The sequence below is a fragment of the Ancylobacter sp. WKF20 genome, assembly GCF_029760895.1.
GTDB lineage: Bacteria > Pseudomonadota > Alphaproteobacteria > Rhizobiales > Xanthobacteraceae > Ancylobacter.
Genome location: NZ_CP121679.1, coordinates 1,591,231 through 1,612,963 on the forward strand (window position 1 = coordinate 1,591,231; position 21,733 = coordinate 1,612,963).

The window sequence follows — 21,733 nt, forward strand, 5'->3', positions numbered from 1 at the left end:
TCAATTCGTGCCGACCTTGCCGAGCGCACGATTCAGTGGCTCGAGCGCCCAGAACTCCTCGACCTTCAGCTCGTCCGGCTTGCCGGTGAGCTGGCCAGAGAGCGTGTAGAAGGCGAAGTCATCCTTGGCCGCAGCCTGACCGCCACCATTGAGCGGGAAGGCCTTGCCCTGCGCGAGCTCGGTGAAATAGGGCGTGATCTCGGCGACCTGATCGGCCGGCAGATCCGGCAGCAGCTTGTACTTGGTGCGCCACTCGGCAACGATCGCCGGGTTCTTGGTCACCTCGCGCCAGGTGGTCAGCACGGCCTCGACGATGATGTCGACGTCCTTCGGGTTCTTGTCGAGGAAGTCCTGCCGGGCGAACAGCGCCTCGTCGGTGGCGTTCACGCCATCCAGCGGCAGGATGATGAACTTGCCGGGGGCCTTGGCCGCCAGCAGCTTGCGCCCGTTGGTGTCGACGATGGTCGCCTTCACATTGCCCTGCAGCAGCGCGCCGGTGCGCACTTCGGAGCCGGGGATGTAGCTGATCTTGGAGAACTTGATGCCCTGCTTCTCCTCCATCAGCTTCATGATGGCTTCGGTGCCGGAGCCGCGCGAATGGACGGCGATCTCCTGGCCGTCGAGATCCTTCCAGGTCTTGTAGAACTCCGCATTGACGGCCGGGTAGAAGCGCAGCGTGGAGAGCTGCAGGAAGATGCGCACCGGCACCTTCACCTTCTGGATCAGCGCATAGGGGCCGCCGACACCGATATCCGCCTGCCCACCTACCACGGCCTGCGCCGCAATGTCCTCGGACTTCAGATAGGTCATCTCGATGTCGACGCCCTTCTCCTTGGCCAGCTCGAAAGCGGCCAGCAGATGAAGGTTCTCGACGCTGGCAATATCGCCATAGGCAACGCGCACCTTGGCTTCAGCCTCGGGCGAGAAAGCGAGCGCCGCGCTAAAACCAAGCACGGCGGCGGTGCCGGAAAGGCGCACCAATCCCTTGGTCAGGCTCTTGAGCATTTACGTCTCCCATGATGCCGGTGGTTGGTTCCACGGATGGCTTCAACGGCGCCGATACCCCGCGAGGTTGGCGACCAATTGATATTTGGTTTATATTGGCTCTATCGTTAGGTCAAGTTCAAAACGGCTTGACCGCAAGGTCTGGCCATCCCATAGATTGAACCAATGAGAACTTTGGTTGACCCGCGCCGCCATGCTGAACCCGCAGCCTGATACCCACCCGGAAAAGGGAATCGTCACCCAGCTGCGCGCCTATCTCGCGCAGACAGACCTGCCCGATGACGGCCGTCTGCCGCCCGAGCGCGAGCTGTCGGCCGCGCTCGGCGTCTCGCGGACCGAGCTGCGCAAGGCGCTCGACGTGCTGGAAGCCGAAGGTCAGCTCTGGCGCCATGTCGGCAAGGGCACCTTCATGGGCAGCCGCCCGCTCGACACCTTTGCCGACATCACCGCCCTCGCGCGGCGCAGCAACCCGGCCGAGGTGATGCGCGCGCGTCTGGTGATCGAGCCGGAGATCACCCGCGCCGCGGCCTTCACCGCGACGCCCGCGGCCATTTCCGAAATGCGCCTGTGTCTTTCCCGCTCGCGGCAGGCCGACACCTGGCGGCAATATGAAGGCTGGGATACGCGGCTTCACCGCACCATCGCGGAAGCGACGCAGAACAGCCTGCTGCTCGGCCTGTTCGATACGCTGAACGCGGTGCGCCGGGCCGTGACCTGGGGCCGGCTGCGCACCGCGCCGGTTCGCCCCCTGCCGACACATCACAGCTTTGCCGAGCATGAGGCGATCGTCGACGCCATCGAGAATCGCGACATGGCCGCCGCCGCAGCCGCCATGCGTGCCCATCTCCAGACGGTGGAGCGCAAGCTGCTGGAAAAGCAGATGCGCGCCGCCAACGAGGACTGACGCGGCCTCAGTCAGACCCCGCGCTGGCGGGGCGTGGCAATTTCTGGTCTCTTGCGACAGGTCAAGGACGCCACGGCGCCTTCACCGTCCCGTGGCAGTCTCACGGCATGGCCCCGCCCGGCCGCGCCACGGGTCGCAAGGAACCAGATGAACAGCTCCATCAGCCCGCATCCCGCCCACGGCAATTATCACGGTCTCATAGCCCGCGCGGCCGCCCTCGGCCCTCTGCGCACGGCCGTCGCCCACCCTTGCGATGAATCCTCGCTGCGCGCCGCCCTTGATGCCACCGGCGCCGGGCTCATCACCCCCATTCTTGTCGGCCCGCAGGGGCGGATCGCCTCCGTCGCGCGCGAGCATGGGCTCGATCTTACCGGCCTCACCCTCATGGACACCGCGCACAGCGCGGCCTCGGCCGCCCGCGCCGTCGAGCTGGTGCGCGCGGGCGACGCCGCACTGCTGATGAAGGGCAGCCTGCACAGCGACGAGATTCTCGGCGCGATCACGGCGCGGGACACCGGCCTGCGCACGGGACGGCGCGTCAGCCATGTCTTCATCATGGATGTCCCGTCCTATCCCGAGCCCCTGTTCATCACCGACGCGGCGGTCAACATCTTTCCCGACCTCGATGCGAAACGCGACATTGTGCAGAACGCTATCGACCTCCATCTCGGCCTTGGTCTCGGGCGTCCGCGTGTGGCGATTTTATCCGCGGTGGAGACGGTCACCACCAGCATCCCCTCCACCATTGACGCCGCCGCCCTGTGCAAGATGGCCGAGCGAGGGCAGATCACCGGTGCCGACCTGGATGGACCGCTGGCGCTCGACAACGCCATTTCCCCGGAAGCCGCGCGCATCAAGGGGCTCACCTCACCCGTGGCCGGCCGGGCGCAGATACTCGTCGCCCCCGACCTTGAGGCCGGCAACATGCTGGCGAAGAACCTCACCTTCATGGCTGGCGCCGACGCCGCCGGGCTGGTGCTGGGCGCGCGCGTGCCGGTGATTCTGACGAGCCGCGCCGACACGTTGAAGACCCGCCTCGCCTCCTGCGCAGTGGCTGTGCTTTACGCCGATGCGCGGCTGCGTCAGCCCGGGCTGGGAGGTTGAGCGATGAGCGATGTCCTGTTCGTAGTGAATGCCGGCTCGTCCAGCATCAAGTTCAAGCTTTACGGCGTGACGGGCGATGAACTGGAGGTGATGATCGCCGGGGCGCTCGACGGCATCGGTACACGCCCGCGCCTGCGGGCCCGCGACGGTGCCGGGCAATCCCTCGTGGAGCAGGATTTCACCGCGCAGGAGATCGCCGGCCCACATGATGCGCAACACGCCATTGGCGACTGGATCACCCCCCTCATCGACGACCACCATCTGATCGGCGTCGGCCACCGCGTCGTGCATGGTGGACCGGACTATAGCCACCCCGTGCTGATCGACAGCGCGGTTTTGGCACGGCTGGAAAGCTTCATTCCGCTAGCCCCCCTCCACCAGCTGACCAATCTCGACCCCATCCGTGTGATCCGCCAGCGCCGGCCGGATCTGCCGCAGGTTGCCTGTTTCGACACCGCTTTTCATCGTGGGCACCCGGAGATCGCCGACCGCTTCGCCCTGCCCCGCGCCCTTTATGAGGATGGCGTGCGCCGCTACGGCTTTCACGGCCTGTCCTATGAGTATGTGTCGGCGCGCCTGCGCGCCATCGACCCACACGCGGCCGCGGGCGCCGTGGTCATCGCGCATCTCGGTTCCGGCGCTTCCGCCTGCGCGCTTCGCGATGGGGCCAGTCAGGATTCCACCATGAGCTTCACCGCTCTGGACGGGCTACCCATGGGGACACGCTGCGGCGCTCTCGATGCGGGCGTGGTGCTTCATCTCATTGAGCAGAAGGGCATGAGTCCGTCCGAAGTTGGCCATCTGCTCTATCATGACAGCGGCCTCAAGGGCCTCTCCGGCATCAGCAGCGACATGCGCGAGCTCATCTCCAGCGATGCCCCTGAGGCGGCGCTGGCGGTAGATTACTTCTGCCTGAAGGTCGCTCAGGCGGTGGCGCAGTTCATCGTCACGTTGGGCGGCCTTGATGCGCTTGTGTTCACTGCGGGAATTGGCGAGCGCTCCGCACCGGTGCGGGCGCGAATCGCGGAGCGGCTGGCATTTCTTGGCCTGGAGCTGGATGCGGATGCGAATGCACGGAATGCGCTGCGCATTCACGCCCCCGGCTCAAGCCTGCGGGCCTTCGTCATCCCGACCGACGAAGAAGGCATGATCGCCCGCCACACGCTGCGGTTGCTCGGAGACGTCGAAAGTGAAGCGCGTCAGGGCGCGCCGAGGCCCTGATACGCCTTCCAATCCCGCTCGACCTGCGCCCGTATATCCGGGTTAAGGGTCGCCAGCAGCCGGCGCCAGAACGGACCGAAATGGCGGTTGCTGTCGCCGAGGACGATCTGAAGCTGCGAGAACATCATGCTCTTGGCGTTGTCGGGCAATTCCGGCCAGAGATTGAGCATGAAGGCCACCCGCCAGTGCACGAGATCAAACTCGCGCGGCCCGGTCACATAAGACGTGTTCCATGCGGCGATTGCCAGATCGGGCGAGCGCAACAGCCAGCTAGAGGTCGCAAGATCGAGCCACACGGCGGAATTGACCGGATCAACCGCCAGCACGCTTGCCGCATTGACCTGCGTGCGGCCAGGAGGATCGGCCATCGCCTGGCCAAGCCTGAGATAAAGCTCGCGGGCGCGGTTGCGGACACCCACGGTGTTCGCCCACTCGCCCACCTCGGCCTGCAGCGCGATAAGCGGCTGCAGGGTCTCGGCCTTCAGATAGTCGCCGGCGAGGCTCACCATGACTCGGTCATCCAGCGACTGGAACCGCCAGAGCCGAACGCCACCGAACGCCAGCAGCGATGCCGCCGCGATGAGCGCGAGGGAGCCGGCAATCCGCAATGGACGCCCGACGCCAGCGCCCGATTGATCAGCCGACATAGTACTTCTTGTAATAGGCCGACGAGTAATAGGAGTAGCGGCCATAGCGCGGCGTCCGGCGCAGATCGACCATGTTGAACGCGATGCCGCACACTTTGCGGTCGCCCGGGATGCGCTCCAGCGAATGACGAACGAACTCGCGCGCTGTCACGCCCCAGCGGACTACGAAGACCACCTTGTCCGCAACCGACGCGAGCACCGCCGCATCCACCACGGGACCGACAGGCGGCGCGTCGACGATGATCAGATCGAAGCTTTGGCGCAACTGGTCGATCAGATGCTGCATCCGCGCGGACCCGAGCAGGTCGGGCGGGCTCTGCGTCTTCGCGCCTGAACCGAGCACATAGACGCCCGACAGCTTGTCGCGATGGAGAATGCCCTCGGCCGCCGCGGTCTGCGCCAGCAGTTCCACCAGCCCTGGCCGATCGGTCAGCCCGAACTGCTGCGAAATGGACGGACGCCGTAGATCGCAGTCGATCAGCAAGACGCGCTTGCCCGATGTCGCCGCGGAGACGGCGAGCGAAATCGCCAGCGATGTCTTGCCCTCACCCGGCGAGGCGGAGGTGATCTCCACCACCTGAGGCGGATTGTCGACGTCGGACATCTGAACGCCTGCCCGCAGGCTGCGTATAGATTCACTGAACCGGGACAAGGGCTTCTCTACGAGGAATTTCAGGACGGGCACGGCCCCTCCCGCTTCCATCTCCGGGAAGTCCGCCCATTCGACAGAGGACAGGACCGGCAGCCCCGTCTGCTCCTCCACCTGGCGCGGGCTGGTGAAGCCGGAGTTGAGCAGGTCGAGAAGGAGAGCAACACCGAAGCCGACAATCAACCCGAGTGCAGCTCCAGCGCCGAGGAACAGCGGACGGCTCGGAGAGGTTGGCCCACCGCCTGGCAAGGCCGGGGTAATGATCCGAGCATCCTGAATGTCCATCTCAGAACGCTCAGAAGTCAGCTTGGCCTGCGTCAGAAATGTTTCGTAGAGCGTGCGATTTGCCTGGGCGTCGCGCTCGAGCTCACGCAGCCGGATCGTGAGCGAACTCTCGGCACCAGCCTGACCCGACGCACTGGCAACGTTGGCCTCCATCGCATCGGCACGTGTTTGGGCGACGTCGTAGTCATTCTTGAGGTTTACAATGATACGTTGAATTTCAGTATTTATGAGACGCTCGACCTCCCGGCGCTCCGCTCGTACATTGACGACGAGCGGATGACGCTCGCCATATCGAGACACCAAATCCGCCTCACGGGCAGAGACCGATGCGAGCCGCCCGCGCAGGTCGCTGATCACGCCCGATTTAATGACGTCAGGAATGGAGTCGACCTTACCGCCGTTTTCAAGTAGATCTCGAGCCTGCTCGTACTTGGCCTTCTTGGCGGCGGCTTCCGTCTGAATTTGCACCAACTCAGCGTTTACTTCCGAGAGTTGCTGATCATTGAGAGTTCTGGATCCAACAGCAACAATGTTATTATCGTTGCGAAACTTGACAACGGCCTCTTCCGAAGCACGCAGAGCCTCGCGAAGGCTCTGCATGCGCTCAGTAAGCCAAGAAGACGCACGCCGGGCTGATTCAAATCTACTCTCAAGCTGGTCCGTAATATAAGCATCCGCAATTGCGTTAGCGATGCGTGCAGCCTTGACGCGATCTTCCGAAGCAACCGCGATGGTTATAATGGAGGATCGCGGCTTGCGGCCAATGGTCATGGCCAACGTCAGCCGCCCTATAGTACCGCGCGTCGTGGGGTCGATATCATCCCCGGACGTCGGTTGCGACACGGCGGCCGGTGCCGGCGCCCCACCGAGCCCAACAAGCAACTTCAGTCGCGCTAGAATCGACACCTCTGGCGCGCCGAATTCGGGATCTTCATTGAGCTTCTCATGCTCCACAACACGCTTCAGAAAATTGACCGACGTCAGAATCGCCATCTGATCATCGATCACCGTCTTATCGTCGAGAGGCGAGAGCTCATTGCCCAAACCGCTTCGCGACGAACTGTCAAGAAGAACCTCAGCGGTACTTGTATAAGTCGGAGTAATCGTAAGATAAATTACAAAGGCAGCAGCCAGCACGCTCGCAGCCACCATCGCAATCAGCGGCCAGCGACGAAGCAGGAAGTCAACAGCGTGGTGTAGGTCGAACCGACCGCCCTCTTCCGACCGAGAGAATTCCGCAATCTGACCGTGCATTTCAACCCACTCAGGACGTCGCCTACATAAACCGAGGAACCGCGCCCGCCGAACAGCCCTGCGCCACCCTCTCGGTCACCGTGCATTATACTCACATAATGCACGATTCATAGCGACGCTGCCGAGCGAGAGTGCTATAATTTTTTGTGGTTATACACTTGCCTATGTCAGGGATTTGAATGGCATAGTACAATTCTAGACCGAACCACCAAAAGCCACATCAAGACTATCCACTAAGCTTGTTAGGTAGAATGATGCCTGCACGACGCAAGTGGGGGGTTGACGGTGAAAAGACTTCACTCAACCACTTCCGCAGAGTTTTACTACTAGGCGCCGCCGCCGCCGTGCTCTCGGGATGCGCCGGAGCCCCCAGCGCACCGCCGCCCAGCGCAGCCGCCACGGATACGCCCCCAGAGTACCTTTTGGGAACCGGTGACCGCATTCGCCTCAACGTCTTCAACGAGGCATCGCTGTCCGGTGAGTTCGAGGTCGACTCATCCGGCATGATTTCGATCCCTTTGATCGGCTCACTGAAGGCAGCTGGCCTGTCGCAGCGCCAGCTCGAACAGTCGATCAGTGAGAAGCTTTCTAGTGGATACATGCGCGATCCGCGCGTTAACGTAGAAATTCTGAAGTACCGGCCATTTTATATAATTGGCGAAGTCCACAAGCCGGGTGAGTACCCTTACCGCAATGGCATGAATATCGTCAGTGCGGCCGCAGTCGCCGGTGGATTTACCTATCGGGCCAATGACCAGACGGTGTTCATTCGACGGGCCGGCCAGAGCCAGGAATATTCCTACCCAGTTACAACGACGACTATGGTTTATCCGGGCGATATCGTGCGAGTTGCAGAGCGCCTGTTCTGATCACGCGAGCCGGTCATGACGCATCAGGCGTCTTACCGGCTCGTGTCGATGCGGCGACTCCAACTCTGGGTCAGTCCGGCACCGAGCAAGGCCCAGAAGGTTACACCGACCGCTTGGATTTGCAGGCTAAAGTCGACCAGCGAATGCGTGAGCGCCGCGACGCTGGCCGCGAGCGCCGCGAGACTGAGCAGAGGCCGCCTCTCGCGGCGCGCGATGTTCCGCATCATGACAACCAGCACGCCGGCGCCAAGGGCAAGCAGGGCGAGCGTCGCAGGAAAACCCAGCTCGAAAGCAAGCTCGACATAGGTATCGTGGGCCTTGGTCCAGAAGGAGTTGAGGAACCGGTCGCTTCGGTAAACCGGGTAGACATCGGCAAAGCTGCCATAACCGAAGCCGGTGACCGGCACATCGCGTGCCGCCTCAAGCGTCTGCAGCGCTACGCTGAGCCGCGTATCGAGTCCATCCGCCGTGTCGACACGCTCCACGGTGCCTTCCCCATACGCGAGCACGAGAGCAACAAACCCAAGTGCCACAAGCAATCCGGCAATGCCATGCGCAACCGAACGGCGACCGGACACGCCATACAGGGCAATCAAGGTAACAACACCAAAAATGCCGCAAAGCAGACCAGCGCGCGATAAGGTCCAGAGCAGCGCGATGGCGATGACCAGCAGCGGCACCATCAGCGGCAGCGCCTGCCGCACCACCCGGGCCATAAGCTCCGACAGCCGCAGCGCGAAGGGGAGATGCCGCGACACGCCGTCCCCCTGCAGGCTATCGAACACGAGAGCCAGCGCAACCACGAGGCCAACATTGGCGTACGTGGCAAAGCTGTTGCGGTTGATGAAGGTGGACGTAACCGCACCGGGATAAGCGAACTTTGGCCCCCAGAGCAGCTGTTCCGGGAACGCGATCAGCTGGATGATGCCGTAGAGCGCATAAACGGCAATGATCCCGACAAGACCAAGGGCGAACAGACGCGCGCGCAGACCATCACGGCAAAGCTGAACCGCCAGATAAAACGCGGCCGCCGTCGTCGCCAGCCGAAGCAGGGCGACCAGACCCGCATCGGGGGTCGTGGATATGCTGCCGTGAACTGGCGGCGCGCCCGGGACAGATGTCAGCACATCGGCGGCGATCTGCCAGAAATCGCTGCGCCACGACAGCGGAAGGCCCGGCAGCGTCTGCACAACGATCCAGCCGGCGACCGCCGCGAACACTCCCAGGGCCCATCCCAAACGACGCAAGGCGACCGGACGAGGCCGATCGCCGAGCAGGAAGCCGAGTTCGATCACCGCCAGCATGCTTCCGAACAGGATGGCATTGGTCGCCCAAGCGATCGGACGGTTGCTGCCAAAGGCCAAAGGCAGCCAGGCAAGCGTGACGAGGAAAACAACGAAAATCAGATCGTTGAGGCTCTCCACCCCGTCCGCCCGGCGCAGGAACCGCGGATCGTCACGGTTCGCGCGTACGGCCCGCATGGCTGTCGCCGCTTTCATGTGGTCAGCACCCTCACCTCCGCCGCCTCCAGCACCGCGCAACTGAGACGATGGGTCAGGTAGGCACCAGTATCGACATTAATCCGGTTCGGCAGGATCTCGCACGCCATAACCGGGGTGTGACCATGGACCACCCGCCGCCCATGATCGGCGGCGGACTCGATGAACGTATCGCGGATCCAGATGAGGTCGTCGTGGGCCTGGCGCTCCAGCGGAACGCCGGGGCGCACGCCGGCATGGCAGAAGAAATAGCCGCCGAGCTCATGGGACGTCGGGAGGTCGCGCAGGAACGCAAGATGGGCGGGCGGGATAACCTCGCTCGTCGCGGCGCGCAACGCATCCTCTCCGCCGGCGGCCAAGTACTGCCGCGCCACGATGCCATAGGAGAACAGCGTCTCTACTCCACCATTCGCCAGCCAGACGTCAAAGTCGCGCTGCCCGTCGAGAGCCTCCAGCAGCATCACTTCGTGATTACCCTTGAGACAGATCCACCCGGCCGCGTCACGCCCCTCGATCAGGCGATCGAGCACCTGACGGCTTGCGGCGCCGCGATCAATGTAATCACCGAGGAAGATGAAGAGAGCGGAGGAGGGTCCGGCTGGGCTGCGGTCAGCATCTTGCAGAGCCACGGCAAGGAGACGATCCAGAAGATCAAGCCGGCCGTGAATGTCGCCGAAGGCGTAGACCCGCTGCCCAGCGGGAATGCTGTAGGTGGGCGGCTCGGGGACAACCGCCCGCGCACGAAAGCGGGAAAACAACATGACGCCGGCCAATGACCTCGGGATCGACGAAAACGCTTAGCCCCCCAGCCAAACTGTCCCCAAAGGCATGCCACCCGCAAGCGCGGATGGTCCGTACACAGAGCGCTCAGTAAGTGAGCACGACGGCCGCGCTGACCACATTCTGCTGGTAGTCCTCGACGCCGTTCACGCCGTTGAGGCTCGAGGAGTAATCCGTGTAGTTGTACGTCAGGCGGAAGGTTGCGTAGCGGTTCCAGAGATAGCGAATTTCCGCACCGGCGACATACTGGTCGTCGTCACGCGGGTAATCTTCGTAATTCTGGTTCTGGTAGCTGAACCAGGCGGAGAGCAGGATGTCGCGGCGCCATTCATAGTCGCCACGCAGACCGACCGTCGAGCTCAGCACGCTGGAGCCGTTCAGCCCCTCATACTCGAAATTCGAGGTCAACACTTCCTGCTTCGCGTTGAAATTGATTGTCAGCAGAGGCGTGGCGAACCAGTCGAGATTGGCGCCATAGGTGAAGTGAGGAACCGAGTCGATATTGCCTTCCGCATCCCAGTAGCTGTAGCCGACATAGACTTCACCGCGCGTCAGGCGCGACGGCTGAAACTCCAAACCAGTTGTAAATGTGTACTGTTCGGCGTTGTAATCCGTGTTTTCCATAAAGGCCCAGTCATAGCTGGCACCCAGGAAAACACTAGTCAGCGGGCTGATATTGTAGCCGACGCGACCGCTAATCTTATAATCCTGACCGTCGCGATAGGTCTGATCCGTTGGGACGCCGTCAATGTTGTCAGCGAAGGCGCGGTCGCGGAAATCGAACAGGACACGCGTCCAGAGACGATTAAACGTTTTGCGAAAACCGACACCCGCCGTGGTCTGGTCGTAGGGCAGCGGCGAGGTCAGGTTGTTGTCGGTTTCGTCGTCGCCAGGCAGCTCGTTGAGGTGCGAGAAGCGGGCATAACCAATGAGCTCAAGATCGCCGGTCACATCGAGGCGGCCATTCGTGCCGACCGAGTAGCTCTGATAGTCGGCGTTGCTGTATTTGGCGTAAGTGCCGCTCTGGAAATAGCCATCAAAACCAAGGTAATGCTGGGTCCAGTCGGACTTCACCGCCACAGCGGGGCGAACCGTGAAGATCCAGTCCGCCTTCTCGTTGGTATTGGTCGCCGTGATGTTGTCGTTATACCCCTCGCTCACATAGAGCGACGGCAGGATCGTAAAGGACGACAGCGCCACACCCGGCGAGTTGACCGCAGCCGCGGCGCGATCACCAACACTCAACAGTGCCGGATCAGAAGACGTCGCCGACGCGGAGGCCGACGGCGGGTACTCAGCCGCTACGGCAACCCCACCAAACACGCTACCAAGAAGAGCCGATACCAGCCCTACTGTTGCTACGTTCTTCCTCATGACCCCCGCCCCTCTCAGATTCACAACGCCCCTCAACATCATCAGGTCGGGCTAATTTCGTTGGTCGTATCGTTCGGCAGCGACGGAATGATCACCGCGATCGGGCTGGTCTCCGGCGCCAGCTGAGGCGGCAGCAATGCGCCACCCGCCGCATTCAGCGTGACCGCGAACTGCGCCCCAAACGCACTCCCGCGAGACACACCCTCATCAACAAAGACCTGATTGACCGACTGGAGAGCAGCTTGAGCGCTCGGATTGGTCGCCGCCACAACCTGCAACTCACGCACACCAAGCGCGACACCATCCGCGAGCAATTGAGTGAGACTCAAATTCGGCGGCAGCCCAGGAACACCCTCCTTGCTGACGGTAATGATCGCCTTGACGACATCCCCGGCCACAGCAGGATTGGTAGCAATCAGATTACGGATCGCGTCACGCGCCTGGTTCGCCGTCACTTGCCCGGAACGAACCGCATTCACCAGAGCCGCGATCCGGTCCTTCACGGCCGCAACACGCTGCTCCGCCGACAGGGAGGCCGAGAACTGAACCGCCGTCAGGACATTCGTCGTCTGAGCAACGGCCGGCACACCACCAACGCAGGTAGCACCGAACGCCACGACACACGCGACAGCCGCAGCACGCGCAAGACCGACTGCCATTGGATCCCCCAACCCTGATTTCCGCGATTCATGATTACCATACTGCAGCACCCACACTAGTGCAGATAAGCCACACTGGTCAACATTTACCGCCAACAGAGGCGACTAAATATCGGCAAATTCGGAACAAATGAGCGGTACCCCGATCCTCTCCCCGACTTCTGCGCTGACCGGCAAATAACGATACCGGCAATGTCAGTCTCTCTTCTGATCGACAACAACAATCTTCGCTGCGTGAGGCGGCAAACCGGCCGATTAAGACTAAATTAATTTCGGATATTCATCAGATAAGCCGCCCATTTCGTCGAGATGACGCAGGATAAATTGACGGAATGCGATAATTCGTAACCGCAAATTTCTCTGCTGCACTGCAACTTCAGCGCTGGCATCTGGAATTACCAATATTTCTAGGCCCCATGAATATGGGGGTCATGCACGATCGGGCGCTCTTATCTTGGGCACGCTCATTGCTCAAGCAGCCGTGCGCCGGCAAAAGCGGCGCGCGATTCTGTCGCAGGAACGAGAATCGTTAGCTGGAAAGGCGTTCAGCCTGTTCGATGAGCTCGAGACACAGGGCGGCAGCGGCAAAATCACGGAATCGGGCCGCGCGGCGCGCCGTGGCCTCCGCATCTGTACCCCACGCCTTCTCCTGAACTTCCTCGTCGATATGCGCCGCCCGCCAGGCTTCTTCAGGCGCGAGCCGTCCGCCCCAGAGTGCGAGAGCGACGAGGGCTGAGCCGGAGAGCGTGGTCAGGAGATTCAACGCGGCAAGGCGCAGGGCATCCTCCGGCAGATGGGCGGCGATCGCCTCGAGGCTGCGTCGGGGCTGCTCGACATAGACAACGCCTTCACTGAGGAAGAACGTGGCCCCGATCTCCTCGCGCGCCCAGTCGAGCAGCGGATCCCATATCTGGCTCTGAAGCTCGACCAGAGCGGCGGGCCCCTCCGTGCGGTAGCAGAGAAGATCCGAACCGGCATATCGAACGATCTCGGCCGCCACAGCGGCGCGGTTCGGCTCGACGCCGTCGAGAGCGGAATTGACCAGACGCGTCACCGGCATGGTCAGCGGGTCGATGAATTCCCCCTGCCCCGCCCATTCGGCGGCCATCTCCTCCGCCAGCGCGCGCACCGGAACCTGCACGATGCGGCGCCCGGGCGTGCGCACAGGCCGCCCGTCGAGCTCGATGCGGAAGCCACCCTCGGCCGTGGGGGCGGCGCTGGCGGCGGTGTAGAACCGCTTCATGCGTGGCGCGGCGGATTGTGCCGCGAGCTTGCCCGCGAGATCGGTGGTCTCAGACCCGCTCATGCGTGGCGCTCCACAAGTCTTCCATGGCCGGCAGAAGGTCCTCGGCGCGCTCGACCAGCCGCTCCGCCCCCGCCTCGCTCAGCAGGGCCGGGGCATGATAGCCCCAGGTCACGCCAATGCCGCGCGCGCCAGCGGCACGCGCCATCTCCATGTCGAAACTGGTGTCGCCGATCAGCACCGTGGCTTCCGGTGCGATACCGGTGGCGGCGGCCGCCTGCAGCACCATGGCCGGGTGGGGCTTGGACGGGGCGTCATCCGCCGTCTGGATGGTAGCGAAACGCCCTTCAAGCCCGTGATGGCTCAGCACGGCGGCAACCCCACGCTGCGACTTGCCGGTGGCGATGCCAAGCACCACGTCGTCACGCGCGGTGAGCCGGTCCAGCACCGCCTTCACGCCTGGAAACATCGGCTCAACGAAGCCCCCCTCGGCCCGGAGCTCGCGAAAGGCGTCGCGGTAGAGGTCGGCCAGCGTCTCGGCGGGAAAGGCGGGCGCGTTGCCACCGAGTTCACGCATTGCCTCGACCAGCGACAGGCCGACAATACCGAGCACGGCCGGGCGCGGGGGCACGTCGAGCTCGGCCCGCGTGAAGGCGCGGCGCATCGCCTCGACGATGACGTGCTGGCTGTCCACCAGCGTTCCGTCGCAGTCAAACAGGACGAGTTTCACGGCAGCCCTTCCGGCAGGAGGCCGCGCGCGGCACGGCGGGAATGGTGGGCGGTGACGGGCTCGAACCGCCGACCCTCTCGGTGTAAACGAGATGCTCTACCAACTGAGCTAACCGCCCGGAAAACGCAGCGCCGCGGCCGCGGAGGACCGCGCCAGCGCGTACCGCCCCTGGGCGGCGCAGGCCGAGCTTAAAGCATCGGATCGCCGCGCGGGCAAGAGGGCGAAGAAACGGGGAGAGGCAACGGGGCGCATAAACGGGCGATGGCGCCCTGCCCTAAAAACGAAACACGCGCCGGGCGGGGAACCGGAACGGTCCAACGCCACCCGACGCGCGCTCTGAACGTCCCCGCGTGGACCCGGCACCACCTGCGCCCATCGGGGCGGCGGTGCCAGCCTCACGCATCAAGCGGACGAAATCAGCCGTTGACGGTTTCCTTCAGGCCCTTGCCGGGCGTGAACTTCGGCGCCTTCGAGGCTTCGATCTTGACCGGCTTGCCGGTGCGCGGATTGCGGCCCTCACGCGCGGCGCGGGTCACGACGGAGAAGCTGCCGAAGCCGATCAGCTTCACTTCCTCGCCGGCCTTCAGCGAAGCGGCAATGGCATCGAAGGTCGCGTCGACCGCAGCCGCGGCAGCAGCCTTCGTCAGCTTGGCCTGCTCGGCCACGGCGGCGACGAGTTCGTTCTTCGTGGTCATGAGACCGGTCCTTCCCTTGTTGCACAAGAATCGTCGGTTGCATGCACCAACGACGGGCGCGACCCTTTCTCCAAATTGCGGCGATTGCAAGCGCAACCGTCATCAAACCCGCACAAATACACGATTTTGGATGATTTCAGCCTACCCGGACACCGTCAAAAGCTGGCATGCCAGCGCCTGCATTTTGAGCGTCACGTCAGCGCGGCGGTGTCAAGCTCCCCGTCGAGCGTCGTGCCAAACGAAAATGGCGGCGCCCGTTGGGGCACCGCCATTCACACAAGGCGCGGGGAAGCTCAGTGAGCGGCGACGCCGCTCGGCTCCTCGATCGTGCCGATCACCGGCTCGACCTTGGCGTCGGGGAGCTTCTCCTCCCAGACGATCGCTTCGGGCTGACGCGTCAGGGCGTGCTGCAGCACCTCGTCCATCCGCGAGACCGGGACGATCTCCAGGGCATTCTTCACATTGTCCGGGATCTCGGCGAGATCCTTGGCATTCTCCTCAGGGATCAGCACCTTCTTGATGCCGGCCCGCAGGGCGGCGAGGAGCTTCTCCTTGAGACCTCCGATCGGCAGCACCCGGCCGCGCAGCGTGACCTCGCCGGTCATGGCGACGTCGCGGCGGATCGGAATGCCCGTGAGCACCGAGGTGAGCACGGTCGCCATGGCCACGCCCGCCGAGGGGCCGTCCTTCGGGGTCGCCCCTTCGGGAACATGGACATGGATGTCGCGGCGGTCGAACAGAGGCGGCTCGATGCCGAAATCGAGCGCGCGCGAGCGGACATAGGACGCCGCCGCCGAGATCGATTCCTTCATCACGTCGCGCAGGTTGCCGGTGACGGTCATCTTGCCCTTGCCGGGCATCATGACGCCTTCGATGGTCAGGATCTCGCCGCCGACTTCCGTCCAGGCGAGCCCGGTCACCACGCCGACCTGGTCCTCGGCCTCGGCCTCGCCATAGCGGTAGCGCGGCGCGCCGAGATAGTCCTCGAGCTGCTGGACCGTGACCTTCACCGTCTTCTTCTTCGACAGCATGAGATCCTTCACCGCCTTGCGGGCGAGGTTGGAGATCTCACGCTCGAGGTTGCGCACGCCGGCTTCCCGCGTATAGCGGCGCACCAGGGTGAGCAGGGCCTCGTCGTCGATGGCCCATTCCTTCGGATGCAGGCCATGCTTGGTCAGCGCCTGGGGAATGAGATGCCGGCGGGCGATCTCGACCTTCTCATCTTCCGTGTAGCCGGCGATGCGGATCACCTCCATGCGGTCCAGAAGGGCCGGCGGAATGTTCAGCGTGTTCGCCGTCGTCACGAACATGACGTTGGAGAGGTCGTAATCCACCTCGAGATAGTGGTCGTTGAAGGTGTGGTTCTGCTCGGGGTCCAGCACCTCCAGCAGCGCCGAGGACGGATCGCCGCGGAAGTCCGCGCCCATCTTGTCGATCTCGTCGAGCAGGAAGAGCGGGTTGGACTTCTTCGCCTTGCGCATCGACTGGATGACCTTGCCGGGCATCGAGCCGATATAGGTGCGCCGGTGGCCGCGGATCTCGGCCTCGTCGCGCACGCCGCCGAGGGCGACGCGCACATACTCACGGCCCGTCGCCTTGGCGATGGACTTGGCGAGCGAGGTCTTGCCGACGCCGGGCGGGCCGACGAGGCACAGGATCGGGCCCGTCAGCTTGTTCTGCCGGCTCTGCACGGCGAGATACTCGACGATGCGTTCCTTGACCTTGTCGAGACCGAAATGGTCGGTATCGAGCACGTTCTGGGCGAAGGGCAGATCCTTCTTGACCTTGGAGCGGTTGCCCCACGGGATCGAGAGCAGCCAGTCCAGATAGTTGCGCACCACGGTGGCTTCCGCCGACATGGGGCTCATCTGGCGCAGCTTCTTCAGCTCGTGCGTGGCCTTCTCGCGCGCTTCCTTGGAGAGCTTGACGGTCTTGATGCGCTCTTCCAGCTCGGCCAGCTCATCACGGCCGTCCTCGCCGTCGCCCAGCTCCTTCTGGATCGCCTTCATCTGCTCGTTGAGATAGTACTCGCGCTGGGTCTTTTCCATCTGGCGCTTGACGCGCGTGCGGATGCGCTTCTCGACCTGAAGGACCGAGATCTCGCTCTCCATCAGTGAGAGCACCTTCTCCAGCCGGGCGGTGACCTTGAGGATCTCCAGCACCGCCTGCTTCTCGGGGATCTTCACCGCGAGATGCGAGGCGATGGTGTCGGCGAGCTTCGAGTGGTCCTCGATCTGGGTGACCACGCCGACGACCTCGGGCGAAACCTTCTTGTTCAGCTTCACATAGCTGTCGAACTCGGAGAGCACCGAGCGGCCGAGCGCCTCGGCCTCGACCTTGGAGCCGATCTCCTCCTCCAGCGCGACGGCTTCGGCCTCATAGAGGTCGGCACGGTCGGTGTAGTGGGTGACCTTGGCGCGCGAAATGCCCTCGACCAGCACCTTCACCGTGCCGTCCGGCAGCTTGAGGAGCTGCAGCACGGAGGCCAGCGTGCCGATCTTGTAGATGGCATCGGTCGACGGATCGTCGTCGGAGGCGTTCTCCTGGGTCGCCAGCAGGATGAACGTGTCGTTCCGCATCACCTCTTCCAGGGCGCGGATCGACTTCTCGCGGCCCACGAACAGCGGCACGATCATGTGCGGAAAGACCACGATGTCGCGCAGCGGAAGGACCGGGAAAGTCTGCGAGACGCCCGGCGTGAGCGCAGCGCGAGGCTTGGAGCTCGTCATGGCTCTATCCTTTTCTGTTGACGGCCGGCATCCGCCGCCGGCGCGAAGCGCGCCAGCGAGAGGGGCCGTGCCGCAATACGGCCGGAACGCGAACGGGGATCGGTGTGCGGGAGCGGTACGCCGCGGGACTGCACGTCGATGCAGGTCGAGGACCGGTGGTTGACGCTCAGATGGCGATGACTTCCGGCTCCGTCAAGGGAGCCGGTCCTGCCGTCCGGGCGGGGCCGCCCGGACGCTCCTGCGTCCCGGCGCGGCTCAGGCACTCGCGCCCGCATCGCCGACCGCACGATCCGCATAGATGTAGAGCGGACGTGCATTCTGCTCGACGACCTCCTTGCTGATGACGACCTCCTCGACCCCTTCGAGGCCGGGCAGATCGAACATCGTGTCGAGCAGGATGCCTTCCATGATCGAGCGCAGGCCGCGCGCGCCGGTCTTGCGCTCGATGGCCTTGCGGGCGATGGCGCCCAGCGCTTCCTCATGGATGGTGAGCTCGACATTCTCCATCTCGAACAGGCGCTGATACTGCTTCACCAGCGCGTTCTTCGGCTCGGAGAGGATCTTCTTCAGCGCCGCCTCGTCGAGGTCTTCCAGCGTCGCGATCACCGGCAGACGGCCGATGAACTCCGGGATCAGCCCGTATTTGAGCAGATCCTCGGGCTCGACCTCGCGGAACACCTCGCCCGGCTTGCGGTCCTCAGGCGCGGAGACGACCGCGCCGAAGCCGATCGAGGTGCCCTTGCCGCGGGAGGAGATGATCTTGTCGAGGCCGGCGAAGGCGCCGCCGCAGATGAACAGGATGTTGGTCGTGTCCACCTGCAGGAACTCCTGCTGGGGATGCTTGCGGCCGCCCTGCGGAGGCACGGAGGCAACGGTGCCTTCCATGATCTTCAGCAGCGCCTGCTGCACGCCCTCGCCCGACACGTCGCGGGTGATGGACGGGTTGTCGGACTTGCGGCTGATCTTGTCGATCTCGTCGATATAGACGATGCCGCGCTGCGCCCGCTCGACATTGTAGTCGGCCGACTGCAGCAGCTTGAGAATGATGTTCTCGACGTCCTCGCCGACATAGCCCGCCTCGGTGAGCGTCGTCGCGTCCGCCATGGTGAAAGGCACGTCGAGGATGCGGGCGAGCGTCTGCGCGAGCAGCGTCTTGCCCGAGCCCGTCGGCCCGATCAGCATGATGTTGGACTTGGCGAGCTCCACGTCACCGGCATGCTTGGTCGCGTGGTTCAGGCGCTTGTAGTGGTTATGCACCGCCACCGACAGGACGCGCTTGGCATGGAACTGGCCGATGACGTAATCGTCCAGAACCTTGCAGATCTCCTTCGGGGTCGGAATGCCGTCGCGTGACTTCACCAGCGAGGACTTGTTCTCCTCGCGGATAATGTCCATGCACAGCTCGACGCATTCATCGCAGATGAACACGGTAGGTCCCGCAATCAGCTTGCGGACCTCGTGCTGGCTCTTGCCGCAGAACGAGCAGTAAAGAGTGTTCTTGCTGTCGCCGCCGCCAACCTTGCTCATGCGTCTCTCCGTCCGCTCGGCGGTCCAGGGGTTTCCTGATCCCGCCCCAGTCTCGCAGGCCGCCGCGGGCCTCCAAGGGGGGAGAAACGCGACGGCTCAATGGGCCGTCAAAAGGAAGCGACTTAAGGGTCCAACCGTTCCTGCTAGCCAAGCACGCTAGCGGCGGAACGATCAAGAAGGCATTCGCGTCATCCCCGCCTTCGCGGATCGGGCGCCGGCCCCGTCGTACCCCTGTCACACCTCCTGGCGACACTTCACTGTCATGACATGCAAGCGCGATACCGCGCCGCACGCAACCCCACGCTTCATTTCCGCGCGGGATTGCCCTTCATATAGGAAGCCGCCGTGGCTTCCGAAACACGCACATTAAAGGCGATCAGGCTTTCGCGGGGGCGTCGTCCGGACGCTTGTCGATCACTTTGTCGATAAGTCCGAAGGCCTTGGCGGCATCGGCAGTCATGAAGTTGTCGCGCTCGAGCGCGTCTTCGACCGCCTTCAGGTCCTGGCCGGTGTGCTTCACATAGATTTCGTTGAGCCGCTTCTTGAGGCTCTCGACTTCCTTGGCGTGGATCAGGATGTCCGTCACCTGGCCCTGGAAGCCGCCGGACGGCTGGTGAACCATGATTCGCGCGTTCGGCAGGGCGAAGCGCATGTCCTTCTCGCCGGCGGTGAGCAGCAGCGAGCCCATCGAGGCCGCCTGGCCGATGCACAGCGTGGAGACCGCCGGCTTGATGAACTGCATCGTGTCGTAAATGGCGAGGCCCGACGTCACCACTCCACCGGGGGAGTTGATGTACATCGAGATTTCCTTCTTCGGGTTCTCCGCCTCAAGGAACAGGAGCTGCGCGACCATGAGGGTCGCCATGCCGTCCTCGACCGGCCCGGTCAGGAAAATGATGCGCTCCTTCAGGAGGCGCGAATAAATATCGTAGGACCGCTCGCCCCGGTTGGTCTGCTCGACCACCATGGGGACCAGGTAATTCATGTAAGTATCAATAGGGTCACGCATATTTCGATCCTCGGCGGTGCGGCGCCCGTGCGCCGCCCGCGAATCCATCCCGCCCCACAATAAAGCGAAAGCGCGTCCCTACCAGCCCTGCGGACCCTTATGCCGCAGATGGCACGCGCGGGAGACGCTCCCGCGCGAACCTTCCGCAGCCGTCATCAGGCCTTGTCGGCCTCGTCCTCGGCGTAGAGTTCCTCGCGGGTGACGGGGACCTCATTGACCTTGGCGAGCTCGAGCAGGAAGTCGACGACCTTCTCCTCGAAGATCGGCGCGCGCAGGCTGGCGAGCGCCTGGGCGTTCTTGCGATAGAACTCCCACACCTGCTGCTCCTGCCCGGGGAACTGGCGGGCACGCTCGACGACGGCGCGGGTGACCTCGTCGTCGGTCACCTGGATGTTGTTCTTCTCACCGATTTCCGCAAGCACCAGGCCGAGACGAACGCGACGCTTGGCGATCTTGTCGTAATCGGCGCGGGCCTCCTCCTCGGTGGTGCCCTCATCGGCGAAGGTCCGCTTCTGGTTTTCCATCTCGGAGGTGACCGAGTTCCAGATGCCCTCGAATTCCTGCTGGGCGAGGGTCGGGGGCACGTCGAACTGGTGCAGGCCGTCCAGCGCGTCGAGCAGGCGACGCTTCACCTTGGCGCGGCTCTGGGCGTTGTGCTCCTGGGCGATGCGGCTCTTCACCTGCTCGCGCAGCGCGGCGATGTCGTCCATGCCGAGCGACTTGGCGAACTCGTCGTCGAGCGCGAGCTCACCGGGCGCATCGATCTTGGAGGCGGTCACCTCGAAGGCGGCGGCCTTACCGGCGAGCTGGGCGGCCTGGTAGTTCTCAGGGAAGGTGACGTTGACCGTGCGGGTCTCGCCTTCCTTGATGCCGACCAGCTGCTCCTCGAAGCCGGGGATGAAGCTGTTGGAGCCGAGCACGACCGGGATGTCCTCGCCCGAGCCGCCCTCGAACTTCTCGCCGTCGATCGAGCCGACGAAGGACACGGTGACGCGGTCGCCATTGGCGGCCTCGCCGGCTTCCTTGGCGGTGTAGGGGCGGTTCGCCTCGGCGATGCGGTTGACGGTGTCGTCGACTTCCGCCTCGGTCACGGCCAGCACCGGCTTGTCGAGGGTGATCGACTTGAAATCGCCGAGCTCGATGGACGGCAGCACCTCGATGCCGACGGTGTAGGACAGGTCGGCCTTGCCCTCGATCACCTCATTGACCGCCGCCTCGTCCTGCGGCAGCTCGACCTTGGGCTGCATGGCGAGCTTGAAGCCGTTATCGTCGATGATCTTCGAGTTGGCCTCGTTTACCGCCTGGTCGATCACTTCGGCGAGAACCGACTTGCCATAGAGGCGCTTCAGATGGGCGACCGGCACCTTGCCCGGGCGGAAGCCGTTGATGCGCACCTTGTCCTTCATCTCGCTGAGGCGCGCGGTCGCCTTGGCGTCCAGTTCGGCGGCCGGCAGAACCACGCGATATTCGCGCTTGAGACCTTCGGCGAGGAGTTCGGTGACCTGCATGTTCAATCGGCCTTCGTCGTGTTTGCCGCGCGAACGCGGCGT

The 21,733-nt window shown here is 63.6% G+C and carries 18 protein-coding genes and 1 tRNA gene; 4 read left to right on the plus strand and 15 right to left on the minus strand.

Annotated elements, in window-relative coordinates; genetic code table 11:
- Positions 1 to 1,005, minus strand: coding sequence for an ABC transporter substrate-binding protein (locus AncyloWKF20_RS07290; RefSeq protein ID WP_279317212.1), 1,005 nt, complete (start codon positions 1,003 to 1,005; stop codon positions 1 to 3).
- Positions 1,006 to 1,198: 193 nt separating this feature from the next.
- Between AncyloWKF20_RS07290 and AncyloWKF20_RS07295 the strand changes: the two genes are divergently transcribed.
- From AncyloWKF20_RS07295 to AncyloWKF20_RS07305, 3 genes are all read left to right on the plus strand, one after another.
- Positions 1,199 to 1,909, plus strand: coding sequence for an FCD domain-containing protein (locus AncyloWKF20_RS07295; RefSeq protein WP_279317906.1), 711 nt, complete (start codon positions 1,199 to 1,201; stop codon positions 1,907 to 1,909).
- A 147-nt stretch (positions 1,910 to 2,056) separates the two neighbouring features.
- Positions 2,057 to 3,013: a phosphate acetyltransferase gene (locus AncyloWKF20_RS07300; RefSeq protein ID WP_279317213.1), complete on the plus strand. Its 957-nt coding sequence runs from the start codon at positions 2,057 to 2,059 to the stop codon at positions 3,011 to 3,013.
- Between the two features lie 3 nt (positions 3,014 to 3,016).
- Positions 3,017 to 4,234, plus strand: a complete 1,218-nt coding sequence (locus AncyloWKF20_RS07305) for an acetate/propionate family kinase (protein ID WP_279317214.1) — start codon at positions 3,017 to 3,019, stop codon at positions 4,232 to 4,234.
- Here AncyloWKF20_RS07305 and AncyloWKF20_RS07310 read toward each other — a convergent pair.
- Together AncyloWKF20_RS07310 and AncyloWKF20_RS07315 are read right to left on the minus strand one after the other, a co-directional pair.
- Positions 4,213 to 4,881: a hypothetical protein gene (locus AncyloWKF20_RS07310; protein ID WP_279317215.1), complete on the minus strand. Its 669-nt coding sequence runs from the start codon at positions 4,879 to 4,881 to the stop codon at positions 4,213 to 4,215. The two genes, AncyloWKF20_RS07305 and AncyloWKF20_RS07310, sit on opposite strands and share 22 nt — an antisense overlap.
- Entirely contained in the window at positions 4,871 to 7,069 is a 2,199-nt protein-coding gene (locus tag AncyloWKF20_RS07315) for a polysaccharide biosynthesis tyrosine autokinase (protein WP_279317216.1), read from the minus strand. Before AncyloWKF20_RS07315 ends, AncyloWKF20_RS07310 begins: the two co-directional genes overlap by 11 nt.
- A gap of 251 nt (positions 7,070 to 7,320) precedes the next feature.
- Here AncyloWKF20_RS07315 and AncyloWKF20_RS07320 point away from each other — a divergent pair, with 251 nt between their 5' ends.
- Entirely contained in the window at positions 7,321 to 7,938 is a 618-nt protein-coding gene (locus tag AncyloWKF20_RS07320; RefSeq protein WP_279317217.1) for a polysaccharide export protein, read from the plus strand.
- Between the two features lie 32 nt (positions 7,939 to 7,970).
- On the opposite strand, the gene AncyloWKF20_RS07325 is transcribed toward AncyloWKF20_RS07320, so the two are convergent.
- The 12 genes from AncyloWKF20_RS07325 to tig all read right to left on the minus strand — a co-directional run bounded on the left by AncyloWKF20_RS07325 (position 7,971) and on the right by tig (position 21,691).
- Positions 7,971 to 9,437, minus strand: coding sequence for an O-antigen ligase family protein (locus tag AncyloWKF20_RS07325; protein ID WP_279317218.1), 1,467 nt, complete (start codon positions 9,435 to 9,437; stop codon positions 7,971 to 7,973).
- Positions 9,434 to 10,210 (minus strand): metallophosphoesterase, encoded by a 777-nt coding sequence (locus AncyloWKF20_RS07330; RefSeq protein WP_279317219.1) that lies wholly within the window; start codon positions 10,208 to 10,210, stop codon positions 9,434 to 9,436. Before AncyloWKF20_RS07330 ends, AncyloWKF20_RS07325 begins: the two co-directional genes overlap by 4 nt.
- A gap of 94 nt (positions 10,211 to 10,304) precedes the next feature.
- A complete protein-coding gene (locus AncyloWKF20_RS07335; protein WP_279317221.1) occupies positions 10,305 to 11,591 on the minus strand; it encodes an outer membrane beta-barrel protein in 1,287 nt (428 codons plus the stop codon).
- A gap of 41 nt (positions 11,592 to 11,632) precedes the next feature.
- A complete protein-coding gene (locus AncyloWKF20_RS07340; protein ID WP_279317222.1) occupies positions 11,633 to 12,250 on the minus strand; it encodes a hypothetical protein in 618 nt (205 codons plus the stop codon).
- Positions 12,251 to 12,779: 529 nt separating this feature from the next.
- Positions 12,780 to 13,556: an ATP12 family protein gene (locus AncyloWKF20_RS07345; protein ID WP_279317223.1), complete on the minus strand. Its 777-nt coding sequence runs from the start codon at positions 13,554 to 13,556 to the stop codon at positions 12,780 to 12,782.
- Positions 13,543 to 14,223, minus strand: a complete 681-nt coding sequence (locus tag AncyloWKF20_RS07350) for an HAD-IA family hydrolase (protein ID WP_279317224.1) — start codon at positions 14,221 to 14,223, stop codon at positions 13,543 to 13,545. The genes AncyloWKF20_RS07345 and AncyloWKF20_RS07350 overlap by 14 nt, the downstream gene beginning before the upstream one ends.
- Before the next feature lie 42 nt (positions 14,224 to 14,265).
- Positions 14,266 to 14,341, minus strand: a tRNA-Val gene (locus AncyloWKF20_RS07355).
- A 298-nt stretch (positions 14,342 to 14,639) separates the two neighbouring features.
- On the minus strand, positions 14,640 to 14,918 hold the full coding sequence (locus AncyloWKF20_RS07360; protein ID WP_013167015.1) for an HU family DNA-binding protein: 279 nt from the start codon (positions 14,916 to 14,918) through the stop codon (positions 14,640 to 14,642).
- Positions 14,919 to 15,211: 293 nt separating this feature from the next.
- Positions 15,212 to 17,647 (minus strand): endopeptidase La, encoded by a 2,436-nt coding sequence (lon, locus tag AncyloWKF20_RS07365; protein WP_279317225.1) that lies wholly within the window; start codon positions 17,645 to 17,647, stop codon positions 15,212 to 15,214.
- A 255-nt stretch (positions 17,648 to 17,902) separates the two neighbouring features.
- Positions 17,903 to 19,174 (minus strand): ATP-dependent Clp protease ATP-binding subunit ClpX, encoded by a 1,272-nt coding sequence (clpX, locus tag AncyloWKF20_RS07370; RefSeq protein WP_279317226.1) that lies wholly within the window; start codon positions 19,172 to 19,174, stop codon positions 17,903 to 17,905.
- A 376-nt stretch (positions 19,175 to 19,550) separates the two neighbouring features.
- Entirely contained in the window at positions 19,551 to 20,183 is a 633-nt protein-coding gene (locus tag AncyloWKF20_RS07375; protein ID WP_279317227.1) for an ATP-dependent Clp protease proteolytic subunit, read from the minus strand.
- 155 nt (positions 20,184 to 20,338) lie between these two features.
- The gene (tig, locus tag AncyloWKF20_RS07380) at positions 20,339 to 21,691 is read right to left on the minus strand and encodes a trigger factor (protein WP_279317907.1); all 1,353 of its coding nucleotides are present in this window, start codon (positions 21,689 to 21,691) and stop codon (positions 20,339 to 20,341) included.
- Between the last annotated feature and the right edge of the window lie 42 nt (positions 21,692 to 21,733).